At 57.5% G+C, this 17,120-nt stretch carries 8 protein-coding genes, 2 tRNA genes and 3 rRNA genes; 2 read left to right on the forward strand and 11 right to left on the reverse strand.

Annotation, left to right across the window (positions count from 1 at the left end; all coding sequences use genetic code 11):
- Positions 1-270: 270 nt before the first annotated feature.
- On the reverse strand, positions 271-525 hold the full coding sequence (locus NL116_RS21145; RefSeq protein ID WP_494373886.1) for a DUF1652 domain-containing protein: 255 nt from the start codon (positions 523-525) through the stop codon (positions 271-273).
- 274 nt (positions 526-799) lie between these two features.
- On the opposite strand from NL116_RS21145, the gene NL116_RS21150 reads away from it, so the two are divergent.
- Positions 800-2,290 carry an aldehyde dehydrogenase family protein gene (locus NL116_RS21150; protein ID WP_494373887.1) on the forward strand — a complete coding sequence of 497 codons (1,491 nt, stop codon included), beginning with the start codon at positions 800-802 and terminating at the stop codon, positions 2,288-2,290.
- Between the two features lie 122 nt (positions 2,291-2,412).
- On the opposite strand, the gene qhpG is transcribed toward NL116_RS21150, so the two are convergent.
- From qhpG to NL116_RS21200, 10 genes are all read right to left on the reverse strand, one after another.
- Positions 2,413-3,702: a flavin-dependent monooxygenase QhpG gene (qhpG, locus tag NL116_RS21155; RefSeq protein WP_494373888.1), complete on the reverse strand. Its 1,290-nt coding sequence runs from the start codon at positions 3,700-3,702 to the stop codon at positions 2,413-2,415.
- The gene (gene qhpE / locus NL116_RS21160; protein WP_494373889.1) at positions 3,699-4,376 is read right to left on the reverse strand and encodes a subtilisin-like serine protease QhpE; all 678 of its coding nucleotides are present in this window, start codon (positions 4,374-4,376) and stop codon (positions 3,699-3,701) included. The genes qhpG and qhpE overlap by 4 nt, the downstream gene beginning before the upstream one ends.
- Positions 4,366-6,084 (reverse strand): ABC transporter ATP-binding protein, encoded by a 1,719-nt coding sequence (locus NL116_RS21165; RefSeq protein ID WP_494373890.1) that lies wholly within the window; start codon positions 6,082-6,084, stop codon positions 4,366-4,368. Before NL116_RS21165 ends, qhpE begins: the two co-directional genes overlap by 11 nt.
- Positions 6,084-7,988, reverse strand: a complete 1,905-nt coding sequence (locus tag NL116_RS21170) for a sigma-54-dependent Fis family transcriptional regulator (RefSeq protein ID WP_494373891.1) — start codon at positions 7,986-7,988, stop codon at positions 6,084-6,086. The genes NL116_RS21165 and NL116_RS21170 overlap by 1 nt, the downstream gene beginning before the upstream one ends.
- Before the next feature lie 119 nt (positions 7,989-8,107).
- The gene (gene mrdA, locus NL116_RS21175) at positions 8,108-10,000 is read right to left on the reverse strand and encodes a penicillin-binding protein 2 (protein WP_123432507.1); all 1,893 of its coding nucleotides are present in this window, start codon (positions 9,998-10,000) and stop codon (positions 8,108-8,110) included.
- A 228-nt stretch (positions 10,001-10,228) separates the two neighbouring features.
- Positions 10,229-10,344: ribosomal RNA gene (gene rrf, locus NL116_RS21180) — 5S ribosomal RNA — on the reverse strand.
- Between the two features lie 157 nt (positions 10,345-10,501).
- Positions 10,502-13,393: ribosomal RNA gene (locus NL116_RS21185) — 23S ribosomal RNA — on the reverse strand.
- 249 nt (positions 13,394-13,642) lie between these two features.
- Positions 13,643-13,718, reverse strand: a tRNA-Ala gene (locus NL116_RS21190).
- 30 nt (positions 13,719-13,748) lie between these two features.
- Positions 13,749-13,825, reverse strand: a tRNA-Ile gene (locus NL116_RS21195).
- Positions 13,826-13,987: 162 nt separating this feature from the next.
- A 16S ribosomal RNA gene (locus NL116_RS21200) occupies positions 13,988-15,524 on the reverse strand.
- The 16S, 23S and 5S rRNA genes sit together here with 2 tRNA genes alongside, the layout of an rRNA operon.
- A 625-nt stretch (positions 15,525-16,149) precedes the next feature.
- Between NL116_RS21200 and rhtA the strand changes: the two genes are divergently transcribed.
- The gene (gene rhtA / locus NL116_RS21205; RefSeq protein WP_494378107.1) at positions 16,150-17,037 is read left to right on the forward strand and encodes a threonine/homoserine exporter RhtA; all 888 of its coding nucleotides are present in this window, start codon (positions 16,150-16,152) and stop codon (positions 17,035-17,037) included.
- The last annotated feature ends 83 nt before the right edge of the window (positions 17,038-17,120 follow it).

Genomic DNA, 17,120 nt, shown 5'->3' on the forward strand with positions numbered 1-17,120 from the left:
ACCTCGCACGGTGCGTTCTTATTGTTGTGGCTTATCGTTTTTATGGTTTCTGCCGCCGGCGGCGCACCGCTGACGGAGGCAAGAGAAACGTCTGCGATGAGCAATACACAGAGCGTGCCAGCTTGCCGATGTTGTTTTTTATCAATTAGTTGCGTGCAATCAAGGTCCTGGAACGGCCTTTGAAGGAGAGCGCCTGCGTCTAATATCGCGACAGGTGTTGCAGTCTGAGACGCAGGCCGCACCAAACGCGGTGGTGCGGCCGACGCCGGTTCAACTCAAGAACGTTGGGTGGACGCCTTTGTGTGCGTTGATTTCTTGCTGCATCTGCACCACCAGCGTCGCAATCGCATGGGCGGTGTCCAGCTCCCAGACGGGAACGTGACTCACCACCAGGTCCACTTTGCCGGTCATGCAATCACAGACCCGAATCGTCATCGACTGATCCGGCGCCATGCTGCAAGTGCATACCGAAGGCAGAAAACTCTGTTCAATGATGCGTTGAATCTCCAGGGTTGAAAGGTTCATCACAACCTCCCTCGCGCGAGATGTGTGGCCGGGGAAATGTTCCGTCTTTCACCCACCTAGCCTGAAAATTCTAGACCCCGACCCGGGGGCGCTCAAGGTCGCAATCGGGTTGCTCGTCGTCTCAGCGGCTGTCGCAATTTGCGAAAATCATCCTACTGCCGCCCTCCTTCTGCGTCCGGCAAAACCCGGCCAGCCAAAGGCTCGCCCGACCTTGCAGCAACTTGGCACAGCCATTGCGAAAGCCCTGTTCTCACGAACAATAAGAGGCTTCGCCATGTCGCTCCCTAATGTGCTTCCCGCCACTACCGCATTTATCCAGCGCGCCCCGCGCATGTTGATCGGCGGCGACTGGGTCGAGGCCGCCGATGGCCAGACCATGCCCCTGCACAACCCGGCCACCGGTGAAGTGTTGTGCGTGGTGCCACGGGCCACGCCCGAGGATGTCGACCGCGCCGTACTGGCCGCCCGTCAGGCCTTCGATGATTCGGCCTGGACCCGCACCCGCCCGCGCGAGCGGCAGAATCTACTGTGGAAACTTGCCGACCTGATGCAGCGCGACGCTGAACTGCTAGCGCAACTGGAATGCCTGAACAACGGTAAAAGCGCCGCGGTGGCCCAGGTGATGGACGTGCAACTGGCCATCGATTTCCTGCGCTACATGGCCGGTTGGGCGACCAAGATCGAAGGTTCCAGCGTTGAGGTGTCGTTGCCGCTGATGCCCCACGATCAATTCCACAGTTTCATCCGTCGCGAAGCGGTGGGCGTGGTCGGCGCCATCGTCGCCTGGAACTTCCCGCTGCTGCTGGCCTGCTGGAAACTCGGCCCGGCCCTCGCCACCGGTTGCACGGTGGTACTCAAACCCGCCGATGAAACGCCGCTGACCGCGCTGAAACTCGCCGAACTGGTGCTGGAAGCAGGCTACCCCGAAGGCGTGTTCAACGTGGTCACCGGCACCGGCATCACCGCCGGTTCCGCGCTGACGCACAACCCGCTGGTGGACAAGCTGACCTTCACCGGCTCGACCGCCGTGGGCAAGCAGATCGGCAAGATCGCCATGGACTCCATGACCCGCGTGACTTTGGAACTGGGCGGAAAATCGCCGACCATCGTCATGGCCGACGCCGACCTGCCAAGCGCCGCCGCCGGTGCCGCCAGCGCGATTTTCTTCAATCAGGGCCAGGTCTGCTGCGCAGGTTCGCGGCTGTATGTGCAGCGCAAGCATTTCGACAATGTGGTGGCGGATATTGCCGGCATTGCGAACGCCATGAAGCTCGGCAACGGCCTCGACCCGAGCGTCGAGATGGGGCCGTTGATTTCTGCGCGCCAGCAGGAACGGGTGTACGGGTACATTGAAAAGGGCCGGGAAAGTGGCGCGACCATCGCCTGCGGTGGCGAGCAATTCGGCCCGGGTTTTTTCGTCAAGCCAACCGTGATTGTCGACGTCGCCCAGAACCATTCGCTGGTGCAGGAAGAGATTTTTGGTCCGGTGCTGGTGGCGATTCCGTTCGATGACGAAGCCGATGCGTTGCGCATGGCCAATGACAGTCCTTATGGGCTCGGGGCGAGCATTTGGTCGAATGATCTGGCGGCGGTGCACCGGATGATTCCGCGGATCAAATCGGGTTCGGTGTGGGTCAACTGCCACAGCGCCCTGGACCCGGCGTTGCCGTTTGGTGGGTACAAGATGTCGGGGGTTGGGCGCGAGATGGGGTATGCGGCGATTGAGCATTACACCGAGTTGAAGTCGGTGTTGATCAAGCTGTGATTTGCGGCGTTTGTTAGGCCGCCTTCGGGGGCAAGCCCGCTCCCACATGGGTTCTGTGTCGATCACAAATCAAATGTGGGAGCGGGCTTGCTCGCGAAGAGGCAGACCGGCCACTACAAATCTCAAGGTTTGAAACCTTGGGCCAACAACCACCCCCGAACCACCCGCCCCTGCTCCACCGTCAATCCCGCCAGCACCTGTTCAGCCGGTTCAGTGCGCAACCGCCTCACCAACGGCGCCACCTCGACTCCTTGCACATGCCAGATCCCCAACGGCTGATCCGTGGTAATCACCACCTCGGCCTCATCGACAAAACCCTCGTTCAACACCGGTGCTCGTTCAATCCTCAGCGCTGCAAAATCCGCCTCGGCATGGGCCGCCTCAGCATCCGGCCACTGCCGCCGCGCTTGCCAGAATGGCTGATCCAGCCAACGCTGTTCATCGGCGTAAAAGTCGCGACCGATTCGTGCAAAGCGTAAAAACAGCTGCTCCACCCGCTGCTGATGAAAGCGCTGGGCCAGGGCCGTCCGCTCGGGTTTTCGCAACAACGTATTGATCACGGCCGGCGCCTGTAGCGCTGAAGACAGTGATTGAAAAATCCCGTTGCCCGACAGCGGATCCACCGCCATCGCCGCATCCCCGACCCGAATCCAGTTGTGGCCGCACACCTGCGGACTGAGGATCGCAGTGCTGCTGCGGGCATGCAGTTGCAAGTCGATTTCAGGCGTGGCCCCGAAAAAAGCCTGAGCCAGCTTCGAGCCCTGGCGCCGCTGACGGCAATAGTCGAGCAACTGCGTCTTGCCCGGCAGCCCGGCGCTGGCCACGTCCACCGTCCACTGCCAATAACACTGGCCGTCAGCCCGCCGCGCCATCCACGCCCAGCCATCCTCCAGGCTTTCAACCGCGCTGGCGGTGCTGCCCGGCGTGGCCTGCCAGCGATTGAGCAGGCTGACCGTCTCGGGCCCTCTCAGGCCTTTGCCGAGCGCAGGCGCCTGCCGCCCTCGGGCTTCCACCAGAAAGTCTGCGACCAGCGTTTCACGCCCGTTGAACTCGATTCGATGCCCCGTAGCGTCGGTCTGAACCGTCAGCACCCGACCGTCGATCAGCTCGACGCCCGCCAGGCGCAGGTCTTCGCGCAGGCCTCGGTCGAAGACGGGACGGTCCAACAGGAACTCAATGTTCTGCGCATGCTGCTGACCGTTCCACGATACCTTTCGTTGAGAAGGCAATGCCGCCTCCGCCAGCGCCTGATGCAGACCCGCACCGCGCAGGGCTTCCAGCACCCGCACCGAAACACCTTCCAACGCGGCAAATCGGCGCCATTCGCTAACCAGCGTTACGGGATAACCGAGCCGCCGCAACCCCAAGGCCACCGCCGCCCCCGCTGGCCCGGCGCCGAGAATGACAATCATGGCCCGAAGCGCCGTTCAGGGCCGCGATAACGCGCGTGCTCGCGCAGCCATTCGACCACCCGCTCATTGCTCGCCTCAGGGTGTGTAACCAGAAAAGCGGCGATGTGCCCACTCAATGCCGCACACCCCAGACTGGCGCCGGACTGACCTGGATAGGTCCCATGCACACACGCGGCGAAATCGGCTTGGGCGCTGTTGAGCCACGACCATTCCTGTTCGGCGCAACGGGCGTCGCCGGTGACGCGCAGGACCTGCGGATAATTGGCCGGGAACACGCCCTCGCCTTGCGCCGGACTGGAGGCGCAGAGTAGAACCCCGCGTGCCACCGCCGTTGCGCAGGCTTCGCGCAACAGGCTGCGATCCTGACGCAAACCGAGGCTCAGATTGATCAACCGGACATCCTGAGCCACCAGCCAATTGATGGCCGTGGCGATCTGCAAGGCGCTGGTGACGCCACGCTGGTCAAACACCTGGCCCACGCAAAACACTGCCGCAGGAGCCCGCCGCCCGATGGCTTCAATCACCGCGCTGCCGTGGCCCAGCGGATCGTCGCGCAAGTCGCTTTCAGCCAGTCCATCGTCCAACAACGAGAAGCGCCGCCCCGCGACGACTTGCACCCGTTGCGCCGCCGAATGCCCACTGTCGACCACTCCGATGCGCAATTCAGGCTTCATGCAGCACCGTTTTTGAAGTGAGCACGCCGTCGAGCAATTCAAAACGCAGATCGGCATCGGCCAGGGTCGAGGGGCGGTGGCTGATCAGGATTCGGGTTCGTCCGGCAAACAAACGGTCGATGGCCTCGATCACCTCGCGCTCGGTGGTTTCATCCACCGCTGAGGTGGCTTCGTCGAGAACCAGAATCAGTGGGTCTTGCAACAACGCCCGGGCAATCGCGATGCGCTGTTTCTGCCCGCCGGACAGCTGCTGGCCGCGCTCACCCAACGGACTGTCGAGGCCTTCGGGCAACGACTCGATCAGGCTGTCGAGTTGCGCCAGCCGCGCGACTTCGGCAATCGCCTCGCGACTGGCGTGCGGTACGGCGTAAGCGAGGTTGTCGGCGAGGCTGCCGCGAAACAAAACGATGTCCTGACTGACCACGGCGATCCGCTGGCGCAACTGGAACAGGTCAAGCGCCCGAAGGTCGACCTCCCCCAGTAACACTCGGCCAGACTGAGGATCATGATGGCGTTGCAGCAAGTCGATCAGGGTTGATTTACCAACCCCGGAGCCGCCGCTGAGCGCAACTTTCAAGCCGTAGGGAATGCGCGCTTCGATACCGCGCAAGGTGGCCGGCCGACCGGGATGGCTGAAGTGCACATTGTCGAATCGCAGGTCACCTGACGTCGGCATGGGTTGCGGCTGGACTGGCGTCAGCACGGTTGGTTCTTCGCCGCGCAACTCCATCACGCGGCCAAGACTGACGGTCATCCGTTGTATGGCGACGTAGAGTCCGAGCAGGCTCTGAACCGGTCCGACGGCCATGCCCAGATAGGTAGAAAACGCGATCAAGGCGCCCAACTGCCAAGTCCCCTGCACCACCCAGTAGCCGCCGATCAAAAACGCACAGGCCCGGGACAAAGACGTCAGCGTGCCGGGGACGGCCTGGGTAAAAAATTCGGTGACTTGCAGGCGTAGCAATTGGCTCATGTAGCCGTGGCCCAGGGTTTCCAGACGCCGTGCTTCACGCTGTTGCTGGCCGGCCGACTGGATGAATTTCATCACAGGCAGCGTCTCGACCATGAACGAGGACATGTCCGCCGAGCGCTCGCGCAATTGCCGCACATCGCGCTCGACCTTGCGCCGCATCCAGCGCAGCCAGAGTACGTCGAGGGGAATCAACACCAGCGCCAACAATGAGAGTTTCCAGGACAGCGTCAATAGCATCGCCACCGCGCAGACCAGACCGATCACACTCGATACCGCTGAAAACAGCGAGTCCACGGCAAAGCGCTGGATCTCCGCGACGTCACCATCGAGGCGTGACATCAGGTCGCCAATGCGCCGCTGACCGTAGAAGCTCGGCGAGAGCGTCTGCAAATGCCGATAAAGATCATCGCGCAAGGCAAACAGAATCCGCCCGGACAACCGCGTGTGCAAGTAGCGATTGACGCCCGACAGCGCCGTGCCGAGCAGCCCGGCAATGATCATCAACCCGGCAATCAACACCAGCATTGGAAAGTTGCGCGCCAGCAAACCATCGTCGATCAGCAACTTGGTCAGCCAGGGTTGCACCAACACCAGCAACGACGCACACACCGACAATCCGAGCAGCCCGGCGATGGCTAAACGATGCGGACGCACGAAGCCGAAGAGCCAGCGCAATGCCGCTTGCAGGGCTTCGGGGTTCTGGCTGTCGATCAGCCGAACGATCAAGCGCTGCATCACGAGCGCAACTGTTTGAGCTTGCGATACAGAGTGGCGCGACTGATGCCCAACGCATCGGCGGCGGCCGAGACGTTGCCCTGGTGCGTGTCCAGGGACTGACGAATCAGCTCCAGTTCGTTTTCACGAATGCTGCCGGCCTGAGGCCGTTCGGTGGCGGTCAGTTCATCGAGCATGCTGTCGGGCAAATGGTCGAGGGTGAGGACGCTCTCCCCCGGTTCACGCATGGCCAGCGCGGTGCGCAATACCATCTCCAGTTGGCGGATGTTGCCCGGCCAGTGGTAGCCGCTAAGCAGGCGATTCAAGTCGTCATGCAGAACGGCAGTGGGTGCGTCGAGCCTGGTCAGCAATTGCCCAACCAACGCACTGAAATCTTCGCGCTCGCGCAGGGCCGGGAGCATCACGCTGATGCCGTTGACCCGGTAGAACAGGTCTTCGCGGAAGTGTTTTTCTTCTACAAGACGCTTGAGGTCGCGGTGCGTGGCGCAGATCAACGCAACGTCGATGTCCTGCTCCTCACCTGCACCCAGTGGCGCGACTTTGCGGTCTTGCAGCACCCGCAGCAAACGCGCTTGCAAGGCCAGCGGCATGTCGCCGATTTCATCGAGGAACAAGGTGCCGCCGTGGGCCTGCTGCAGACGACCGATCATGCCGCCACGACGGGAGCCGGTGAAGGCGCCTTCACGGTAGCCGAACAGTTCCGACTCGATCAGCCCCTCGGGAATGGCCGCGCAGTTCACCGCGATGAACGGTTTGTCGCAACGGGTTCCGGCCATGTGCAGGGCGCGGGCAATGACTTCTTTACCGGTGCCGGTTTCCCCAAGCAGCAACACCGGCAACTCATTGGCCAGGCCTTGTCGGGCCATGCGCAGGGCGCGGGCATAACGCACGTTGCTGCCGGCCAGGGACTCAAGGTCTGGCTGGGGTTTCGTGGTTTTGGCGGTCGTGCGCGGTGGCGTGCTGACGTTGATTGACCGCTGCGGCGCGCGCAGGGTTTTGTAGAAAAACTCGCCCTTGGCGGTTTGCAGACTGCCGACACCGCCCTGGTGCAAACGCGATAAAAGTTGCAGGCCATCGACACCGAGGAATTCTTCGCAACGGCGACCGATCAGCGCCGAGCGTTCGGCGTGGAGCAACTGACAGGCCTGGGCACTGACCGCGAGGATCTGACCGCCAAGGCTCACCGCCAGCAACCCTTGCCAAGGCGATTCGAGGTACTGGCGCCGGCTGTGGAAGGCCAGCACAATTTCGTTCGGATAGCTGGCGTTGAACACGCGACTTTCAATCTGGCTGACTGCCATCGCCAGCAACGCAGTGCTGTCGTGAACGCGGCCGAGCGGGCCTTCACGGGTCAGGTCAAGCACACCGAGAATATCACCCTGAGGGCAGTGGATCGGCACCGAGGTGCAGGAAAAATCGGTCAGGCGATCGAGGTAATGTTCGCCGCAATCGATCATCGTCGGCCGGGCTTCGACCAGTGCCGTGCCCAGCGCGTTGGTGCCACGAACGGCTTCGCTCCAGCAAGCGCCCAAGGTGATGTCTTGCAGGCCGCTGCCTTTGAGGCGGTCGGCGCGTCCTTCGACGGCGAGGATGGTGGCGTCGGAGTTCGCAAGGATGATCAAGCCTTCCTTGCCTTGGCGTTCGGCCAGGTAATCAATCGCCGGCAAAGCCGCGTCGATCAGCAGTCGGTTGCTTGCCAGCAGCACGTCGAGGCTGGCGCTCGATTCCAGCGCCAGTTCGTGCTTGCCATTGAAGTGCACGCCATGACTGAGGCTGCGCCGCCAGGACGCATCGATTTCCGCGCGCAAAACGCCATCGGGGACTTCGCCCTCCAGATGGAGTTTTTCCCGGGCCAGCCGGGCTTCGCGGTGCAGTTTCGGTGGTGTTGTTTTTATTAGCGTCATCAAGCGCTCCGAATCGGTCCGCCCTGCGCTTTTTAAAATCAGCGCCCTGCCGCAATCTTTACGTTAACGTCAGGGCGATGGCAAGTGCCTTATGGCGCTTGTGTTTACGCATTAGCGGCTTACACGTGCGGATCGCCTGGCGCTTTGCTCGGGGCAGCGTACTGCGGCTTCAAGTGACCGTCCTGATCAAGTAGCCAAGCGTCCATGATCTGCCGCACCACAGGACCGGCGACGCGGCCACCGGCCTCGCCGTTTTCGATCATCACCGAGATGACGATCTTCGGGTGCTCAGCCGGAGCGAAGCCGACGAACAAGGCGTTGTCGCGGTTACGCTCCAGGGTTTTCGCCCGGTTGTAGCGCTCGCCCTGCTTGATCGCGACAACTTGCGCGGTGCCACTCTTGCCGGCAATCCGGTATTGAGCCCCGAGCGCGGCCGCCCGGGCGATCCCGCGAGCATCGTGCATCACCATCTGCATGCCGTGGTTGACCTGTTCCCAGTCATGCGGATTCTTGAGCAGAATGTTAGGCATCGGATGCTCATCTACCGGTGCGACGCCATCCACGGTCTTGGCCAGGTGCGGTCGATTCCACACACCCTTATTAGCGATCAGTGCGGTGGCCTGGGCCAACTGCAGCGGCGTGACCTGCATGTAGCCCTGGCCGATGCCGAGGATCACCGTCTCGCCAGGAAACCAGGCCTGACGACGCGTGGCGCGCTTCCAGGCTTGGGAGGGCATCAAACCGGCAGACTCTTCGAACATGTCCAGCGAGACCTTCTCGCCGAGACCGAACATCGCCATGTAGTCGTGCAGGCGATCGATGCCCAGCTTGTGGGCCAGGTCGTAGAAGTAAGTGTCGTTGGAGCGCATGATCGCGGCATCCATGTCCACCCAACCGTCGCCGCTGTGGTTCCAGTTACGGTATTTGTGATCGAAGTCCGGGAGCTGGTAGTAACCCGGATCAAAGACTCGGGTCTGTGGGGTGACGACGCCGGCATCGAGGCCGGCGATGGCCACCTCGGGCTTGATGGTCGATCCCGGTGCGTAGAGGCCGCGCAGCACGCGGTTGAACAGCGGACGGTCGATGGAGTCGTGCAGCGCAGCGTACTCCTTGAAGCTGATCCCGGTGACGAACAGGTTCGGGTCGAAACTTGGCTTGCTGACCATGGCCAACACTTCACCGGTCGACGGGTCGAGTGCAACGACGGAACCTCGACGATCACCCAAGGCTTCTTCGGCGGCTTCCTGCAGTTTGACGTCCAGGCTCAGGACAATGTTTTTACCGGGGACCGGATCGGTGTGCTTGAGCACGCGCAGCACGCGGCCTTGGGCATTGGTTTCGACTTCTTCGTAACCGACATGGCCATGCAGCTCAGATTCGTAGAATTTTTCGATGCCGGTTTTGCCGATGGATTGAGTGCCGCGGTATTCCACGTTGTCCAGGGCTTTGGATTCTTTCTCGTTGATGCGACCCACGTAGCCGATGGAATGCGCGAAGTGCGCGCCCATCGGATAGTGGCGTACGAACTGAGGCTCGACATCGATTCCCGGCAGCCGGAACTCGTTGACCGCCAGGACTGCGATTTGCTCTTCGCTCAGTTCATAGAACAGGGTCACCGGCACGAACGGATGACGGGCCTGCTTCATGGCCTTGTCGAACAACGTTCGATCTTCTGTCGGCAGGTGCAGGAGATTGACCACCTCATCCAGCTCTTCTTTGACATCGGAAGCGCGTTCGCGGGTGATGGTCAGGTTGAAGCTGGGACGGTTGTCCGCCAGGACCACGCCATTGCGGTCGTAGATCAACCCACGGGTGGGGGTGATTGGCAGTACGTGGACACGATTGTTTTCGGAAATGGTCGAGTGATAATCGAATTCGACCACCTGCAGGACATACATGCGCACCACCAGCGCGCAGGTAATAGCGACGACGAACAAACCGCATGCCATCAGTCTTTTATTGACGAGGCTTGTCTCTTTTTCGTGGTCCTTGATCGGGATCGGTTCGGGCATTTCTGCAGCAACTCTTTGACTAAAGACGGGTGCCGATCCGTAGGCTTGAAATCAGTCCGTTAAAAAACGAGCTGCACCATACCAAAAACTGACCGGTCGCTTTAGTGCGATTTCCTCTAACGGTTGCCCTTGAAGGCCAAAATGACGGTCGACGGAGTTTTCTGGCACTTTTCTGCAGGCAAAACAAAACCCCTACCTGCATACGCAGATAGGGGTTTCGGAATTCAATCTTGACGATGACCTACTCTCACATGGGGAAACCCCACACTACCATCGGCGATGCATCGTTTCACTGCTGAGTTCGGGATGGGATCAGGTGGTTCCAATGCTCTATGGTCGTCAAGAAATTCGGGTACTGAGTCGTGACCAGTTGGCCTCGCTTCAGCAAATTGGGTATGTGACAGCTTTCGGTGTTTTGTGAGCGTCGAACTTTCGGTTCATTTCGTCTTCACACACCGCAATCTGATGCTCTTTCGAGTAGTCAAATTGCTTGGGTGTTATATGGTCAAGCCTCACGGGCAATTAGTATTGGTTAGCTCAACGCCTCACAGCGCTTACACACCCAACCTATCAACGTCGTAGTCTTCGACGGCCCTTCAGGGGACTCAAGGTCCCAGTGAGATCTCATCTTGAGGCTAGTTTCCCGCTTAGATGCTTTCAGCGGTTATCTATTCCGAACATAGCTACCCGGCAATGCCACTGGCGTGACAACCGGAACACCAGAGGTTCGTCCACTCCGGTCCTCTCGTACTAGGAGCAGCCCCTCTCAAATCTCAAACGTCCACGGCAGATAGGGACCGAACTGTCTCACGACGTTCTAAACCCAGCTCGCGTACCACTTTAAATGGCGAACAGCCATACCCTTGGGACCGGCTTCAGCCCCAGGATGTGATGAGCCGACATCGAGGTGCCAAACACCGCCGTCGATATGAACTCTTGGGCGGTATCAGCCTGTTATCCCCGGAGTACCTTTTATCCGTTGAGCGATGGCCCTTCCATACAGAACCACCGGATCACTAAGACCTACTTTCGTACCTGCTCGACGTGTCTGTCTCGCAGTCAAGCGCGCTTTTGCCTTTATACTCTACGACCGATTTCCGACCGGTCTGAGCGCACCTTCGTACTCCTCCGTTACTCTTTAGGAGGAGACCGCCCCAGTCAAACTACCCACCATACACTGTCCTCGATCCGGATAACGGACCTGAGTTAGAACCTCAAAGTTGCCAGGGTGGTATTTCAAGGTTGGCTCCACGCGAACTGGCGTCCACGCTTCAAAGCCTCCCACCTATCCTACACAAGCAAATTCAAAGTCCAGTGCAAAGCTATAGTAAAGGTTCACGGGGTCTTTCCGTCTAGCCGCGGATACACTGCATCTTCACAGCGATTTCAATTTCACTGAGTCTCGGGTGGAGACAGCGCCGCCATCGTTACGCCATTCGTGCAGGTCGGAACTTACCCGACAAGGAATTTCGCTACCTTAGGACCGTTATAGTTACGGCCGCCGTTTACCGGGGCTTCGATCAAGAGCTTCGCGTTAGCTAACCCCATCAATTAACCTTCCGGCACCGGGCAGGCGTCACACCCTATACGTCCACTTTCGTGTTTGCAGAGTGCTGTGTTTTTAATAAACAGTCGCAGCGGCCTGGTATCTTCGACCGGCATGGGCTTACGCAGTAAATGCTTCACCCTCACCGGCGCACCTTCTCCCGAAGTTACGGTGCCATTTTGCCTAGTTCCTTCACCCGAGTTCTCTCAAGCGCCTTGGTATTCTCTACCCAACCACCTGTGTCGGTTTGGGGTACGGTTCCTGGTTACCTGAAGCTTAGAAGCTTTTCTTGGAAGCATGGCATCAACCACTTCGTGTACTAAAAGTACACTCGTCATCAGCTCTCGGCCTTAGAATCCCGGATTTACCTAAGATTCCAGCCTACCACCTTAAACTTGGACAACCAACGCCAAGCTGGCCTAGCCTTCTCCGTCCCTCCATCGCAATAACCAGAAGTACAGGAATATTAACCTGTTTTCCATCGACTACGCTTTTCAGCCTCGCCTTAGGGACCGACTAACCCTGCGTCGATTAACGTTGCGCAGGAAACCTTGGTCTTTCGGCGTGGGTGTTTTTCACACCCATTGTCGTTACTCATGTCAGCATTCGCACTTCTGATACCTCCAGCAAGCTTCTCAACTCACCTTCACAGGCTTACAGAACGCTCCTCTACCGCATCACCTAAGTGATACCCGTAGCTTCGGTGTATGGTTTGAGCCCCGTTACATCTTCCGCGCAGGCCGACTCGACTAGTGAGCTATTACGCTTTCTTTAAAGGGTGGCTGCTTCTAAGCCAACCTCCTAGCTGTCTAAGCCTTCCCACATCGTTTCCCACTTAACCATAACTTTGGGACCTTAGCTGACGGTCTGGGTTGTTTCCCTTTTCACGACGGACGTTAGCACCCGCCGTGTGTCTCCCATGCTCGGCACTTGTAGGTATTCGGAGTTTGCATCGGTTTGGTAAGTCGGGATGACCCCCTAGCCGAAACAGTGCTCTACCCCCTACAGTGATACATGAGGCGCTACCTAAATAGCTTTCGAGGAGAACCAGCTATCTCCGAGCTTGATTAGCCTTTCACTCCGATCCACAGGTCATCCGCTAACTTTTCAACGGTAGTCGGTTCGGTCCTCCAGTTAGTGTTACCCAACCTTCAACCTGCCCATGGATAGATCGCCCGGTTTCGGGTCTATTCCCAGCGACTAGACGCCCTATTAAGACTCGCTTTCGCTACGCCTCCCCTATTCGGTTAAGCTCGCCACTGAAAATAAGTCGCTGACCCATTATACAAAAGGTACGCAGTCACCCAACAAAGTGGGCTCCCACTGCTTGTACGCATACGGTTTCAGGATCTATTTCACTCCCCTCTCCGGGGTTCTTTTCGCCTTTCCCTCACGGTACTAGTTCACTATCGGTCAGTCAGTAGTATTTAGCCTTGGAGGATGGTCCCCCCATATTCAGACAAAGTTTCTCGTGCTCCGTCCTACTCGATTTCATGACCAAGAGATTTTCGCGTACAGGGCTATCACCCACTATGGCCGCACTTTCCAGAGCGTTCCGCTAATCTCAAAGCCACTTAAGGGCTAGTCCCCGTTCGCTCGCCACTACTAAGGGAATCTCGGTTGATTTCTTTTCCTCAGGGTACTTAGATGTTTCAGTTCCCCTGGTTCGCCTCTTAAGCCTATGTATTCAGCTTAAGATAACCATCTTATGATGGCTGGGTTCCCCCATTCAGACATCTCCGGATCAAAGTCTGTTTGCCGACTCCCCGAAGCTTTTCGCAGGCTACCACGTCTTTCATCGCCTCTGACTGCCAAGGCATCCACCGTATGCGCTTCTTCACTTGACCATATAACCCCAAGCAATCTGGTTATACTGTGAAGACGACATTCGCCGAAAATTCGATAATACTCAATTAAGAGCAACTCACAAATTTTACCTTAGCCTGATCCGTTACCAGTGAAAGTAACGTTCAGTCTATCTTTCTATCACATACCCAAATTTTTAAAGAACGAACTAGTCAAAGACTAGAAATCAACATTCACCATCTCAACGATGGAATGCTCATTTCTAAGCTTTATACAAACAGAAGCAGTAGTGGTGGAGCCAAACGGGATCGAACCGTTGACCTCCTGCGTGCAAGGCAGGCGCTCTCCCAGCTGAGCTATGGCCCCGTATTTCTACAGGCGTTTCCCACACAAAATTGGTGGGTCTGGGCAGATTCGAACTGCCGACCTCACCCTTATCAGGGGTGCGCTCTAACCAACTGAGCTACAGACCCAATTTCGAGCTACTAAGGCCGACCTCACCCTGCTCTTAACCACAAAGCATGGGGTACGCTCTAACCAACTCAGCTACAAACCGATACAGGCTGCTTCTTTCGTCTTCTTCAATGAATCAAGCAATTCGTGTGGGAACTTATGGAGCAGCTGATGTCGTCGATTAAGGAGGTGATCCAGCCGCAGGTTCCCCTACGGCTACCTTGTTACGACTTCACCCCAGTCATGAATCACACCGTGGTAACCGTCCTCCCGAAGGTTAGACTAGCTACTTCTGGTGCAACCCACTCCCATGGTGTGACGGGCGGTGTGTACAAGGCCCGGGAACGTATTCACCGCGACATTCTGATTCGCGATTACTAGCGATTCCGACTTCACGCAGTCGAGTTGCAGACTGCGATCCGGACTACGATCGGTTTTCTGGGATTAGCTCCACCTCGCGGCTTGGCAACCCTCTGTACCGACCATTGTAGCACGTGTGTAGCCCAGGCCGTAAGGGCCATGATGACTTGACGTCATCCCCACCTTCCTCCGGTTTGTCACCGGCAGTCTCCTTAGAGTGCCCACCATAACGTGCTGGTAACTAAGGACAAGGGTTGCGCTCGTTACGGGACTTAACCCAACATCTCACGACACGAGCTGACGACAGCCATGCAGCACCTGTCTCAATGTTCCCGAAGGCACCCATCCATCTCTGGAAAGTTCATTGGATGTCAAGGCCTGGTAAGGTTCTTCGCGTTGCTTCGAATTAAACCACATGCTCCACCGCTTGTGCGGGCCCCCGTCAATTCATTTGAGTTTTAACCTTGCGGCCGTACTCCCCAGGCGGTCAACTTAATGCGTTAGCTGCGCCACTAAGAGCTCAAGGCTCCCAACGGCTAGTTGACATCGTTTACGGCGTGGACTACCAGGGTATCTAATCCTGTTTGCTCCCCACGCTTTCGCACCTCAGTGTCAGTATCAGTCCAGGTGGTCGCCTTCGCCACTGGTGTTCCTTCCTATATCTACGCATTTCACCGCTACACAGGAAATTCCACCACCCTCTACCATACTCTAGCTCGTCAGTTTTGAATGCAGTTCCCAGGTTGAGCCCGGGGATTTCACATCCAACTTAACGAACCACCTACGCGCGCTTTACGCCCAGTAATTCCGATTAACGCTTGCACCCTCTGTATTACCGCGGCTGCTGGCACAGAGTTAGCCGGTGCTTATTCTGTCGGTAACGTCAAGACACCAACGTATTAGGTTAATGCCCTTCCTCCCAACTTAAAGTGCTTTACAATCCGAAGACCTTCTTCACACACGCGGCATGGCTGGATCAGGCTTTCGCCCATTGTCCAATATTCCCCACTGCTGCCTCCCGTAGGAGTCTGGACCGTGTCTCAGTTCCAGTGTGACTGATCATCCTCTCAGACCAGTTACGGATCGTCGCCTTGGTGAGCCATTACCTCACCAACTAGCTAATCCGACCTAGGCTCATCTGATAGCGCAAGGCCCGAAGGTCCCCTGCTTTCTCCCGTAGGACGTATGCGGTATTAGCGTCCGTTTCCGAGCGTTATCCCCCACTACCAGGCAGATTCCTAGGCATTACTCACCCGTCCGCCGCTCTCAAGAGAAGCAAGCTTCTCTCTACCGCTCGACTTGCATGTGTTAGGCCTGCCGCCAGCGTTCAATCTGAGCCATGATCAAACTCTTCAGTTCAAACATCTTTGGGTTTTTAAGAAACCCTAAACTTGGCTCAGCAATCGTTGGTTACATCTTTGATTTCTCGCGGAGTAACTTGTGATGCTGATAATCTTGTTGACTATCAGTCTGACTCCACAAGCACCCACACGAATTGCTTGATTCAGTTGTTAAAGAGCGGTTGGTTAAGATCTTTCGTCTCAACCGAGGCGCGCATTCTACAGCAGCCTCTGTTGCTGTCAAGCGGTTATTTTCAGAAGTTTTCAAAGTTTCGCTTGGAAATCTCTAACAACTTCAACCACTTGCGCTTCCGATCACTCGGTAGCGGGAGGCGAATTCTACAGCGTTACACGCTGCTGTCAACACCTCTTTTTCAACTCCTTTCGGACTTCGATGAACTGAAGCCACTCACTGCCGAAAACTTCTTAACTCTTTGTTTATCAAGGAGTTTTCCGTTTCGACTGCGCCGGAAGTGGGGCGAATTATAGACATACAGAATCTGCCGTCAAGCTTTGATTTGGGTTTTCTATCGAACAATCCAAAATCACTGCTATATATAGACGCAACCGCCACGAATGCGCACTATATTGCCCAACAGCAGAACAACAATACTCTCGATTCCAATTTCGGACGATGCCACGCAATGAATGATCAACCCCGCAGCCTTGCCTCCACCTTGTTCTCGGTAGGTCTGCTAATAATAGCCATGGCCTCGATCCAGTCCGGAGCGTCTCTGGCCAAAAGCATGTTCCCTGTTATCGGCGCCCAAGGAACCACCACCCTGCGCCTGATTTTCGCCAGCGTGATCATGCTGCTTATGCTTCGGCCATGGCGGGCGAAGCTCACCGCCAAATCCCTGCGCACCGTCATCATCTATGGCATGGCGCTGGGCGGCATGAACTTCCTCTTCTATATGTCGTTACGCACAGTCCCCCTGGGCATTGCCGTAGCTCTGGAATTCACCGGACCGCTGGCGGTGGCCATCTATGCCTCGCGCCGAGCGATCGACTTTTTGTGGATAGCACTCGCGGCTATCGGCTTGCTGCTCTTGATCCCGACAGGTGCGACAAGTACCGGGATTGACCTTGTAGGAGCTGGCTATGCTTTGGGCGCAGGCGTTTGCTGGGCGCTGTACATTCTTTTCGGGCAAAAGGCCGGCGCCGACAATGGTGTGCAGACCGCTGCGCTGGGCGTGATGATTGCTGCATTGTTCGTAGCCCCTATCGGCATCGTCCATGCCGGTGCAGCGCTACTGACACCGTCGCTGATCCCCGTGGCCATCGGCGTAGCCATTCTGTCCACCGCCCTGCCCTACACGCTGGAGATGGTCGCGCTCACCCGAATGCCTGCGCGCACGTTCGGCACATTAATGAGCATCGAACCTGCAATTGGCGCATTGTCAGGCCTGTTGTTCCTCCACGAATACCTTTCACTGTCACAGTGGATGGCTATCTTTTGCATCATTCTGGCTTCCGTCGGGGCGACCATGACCATGGGCAGCAGTGCCAAGCCAGCGGTTGCGGCAGATTGATACAGGATTTGACGCAGGTCTGGTAATTGCCGCTCAATTAGGCCATGTTTAGGCCCGCAACCCAGTGCCATACATGGATTTTT

It is taken from the genome of Pseudomonas sp. FBCC-B1667, assembly GCF_059133255.1.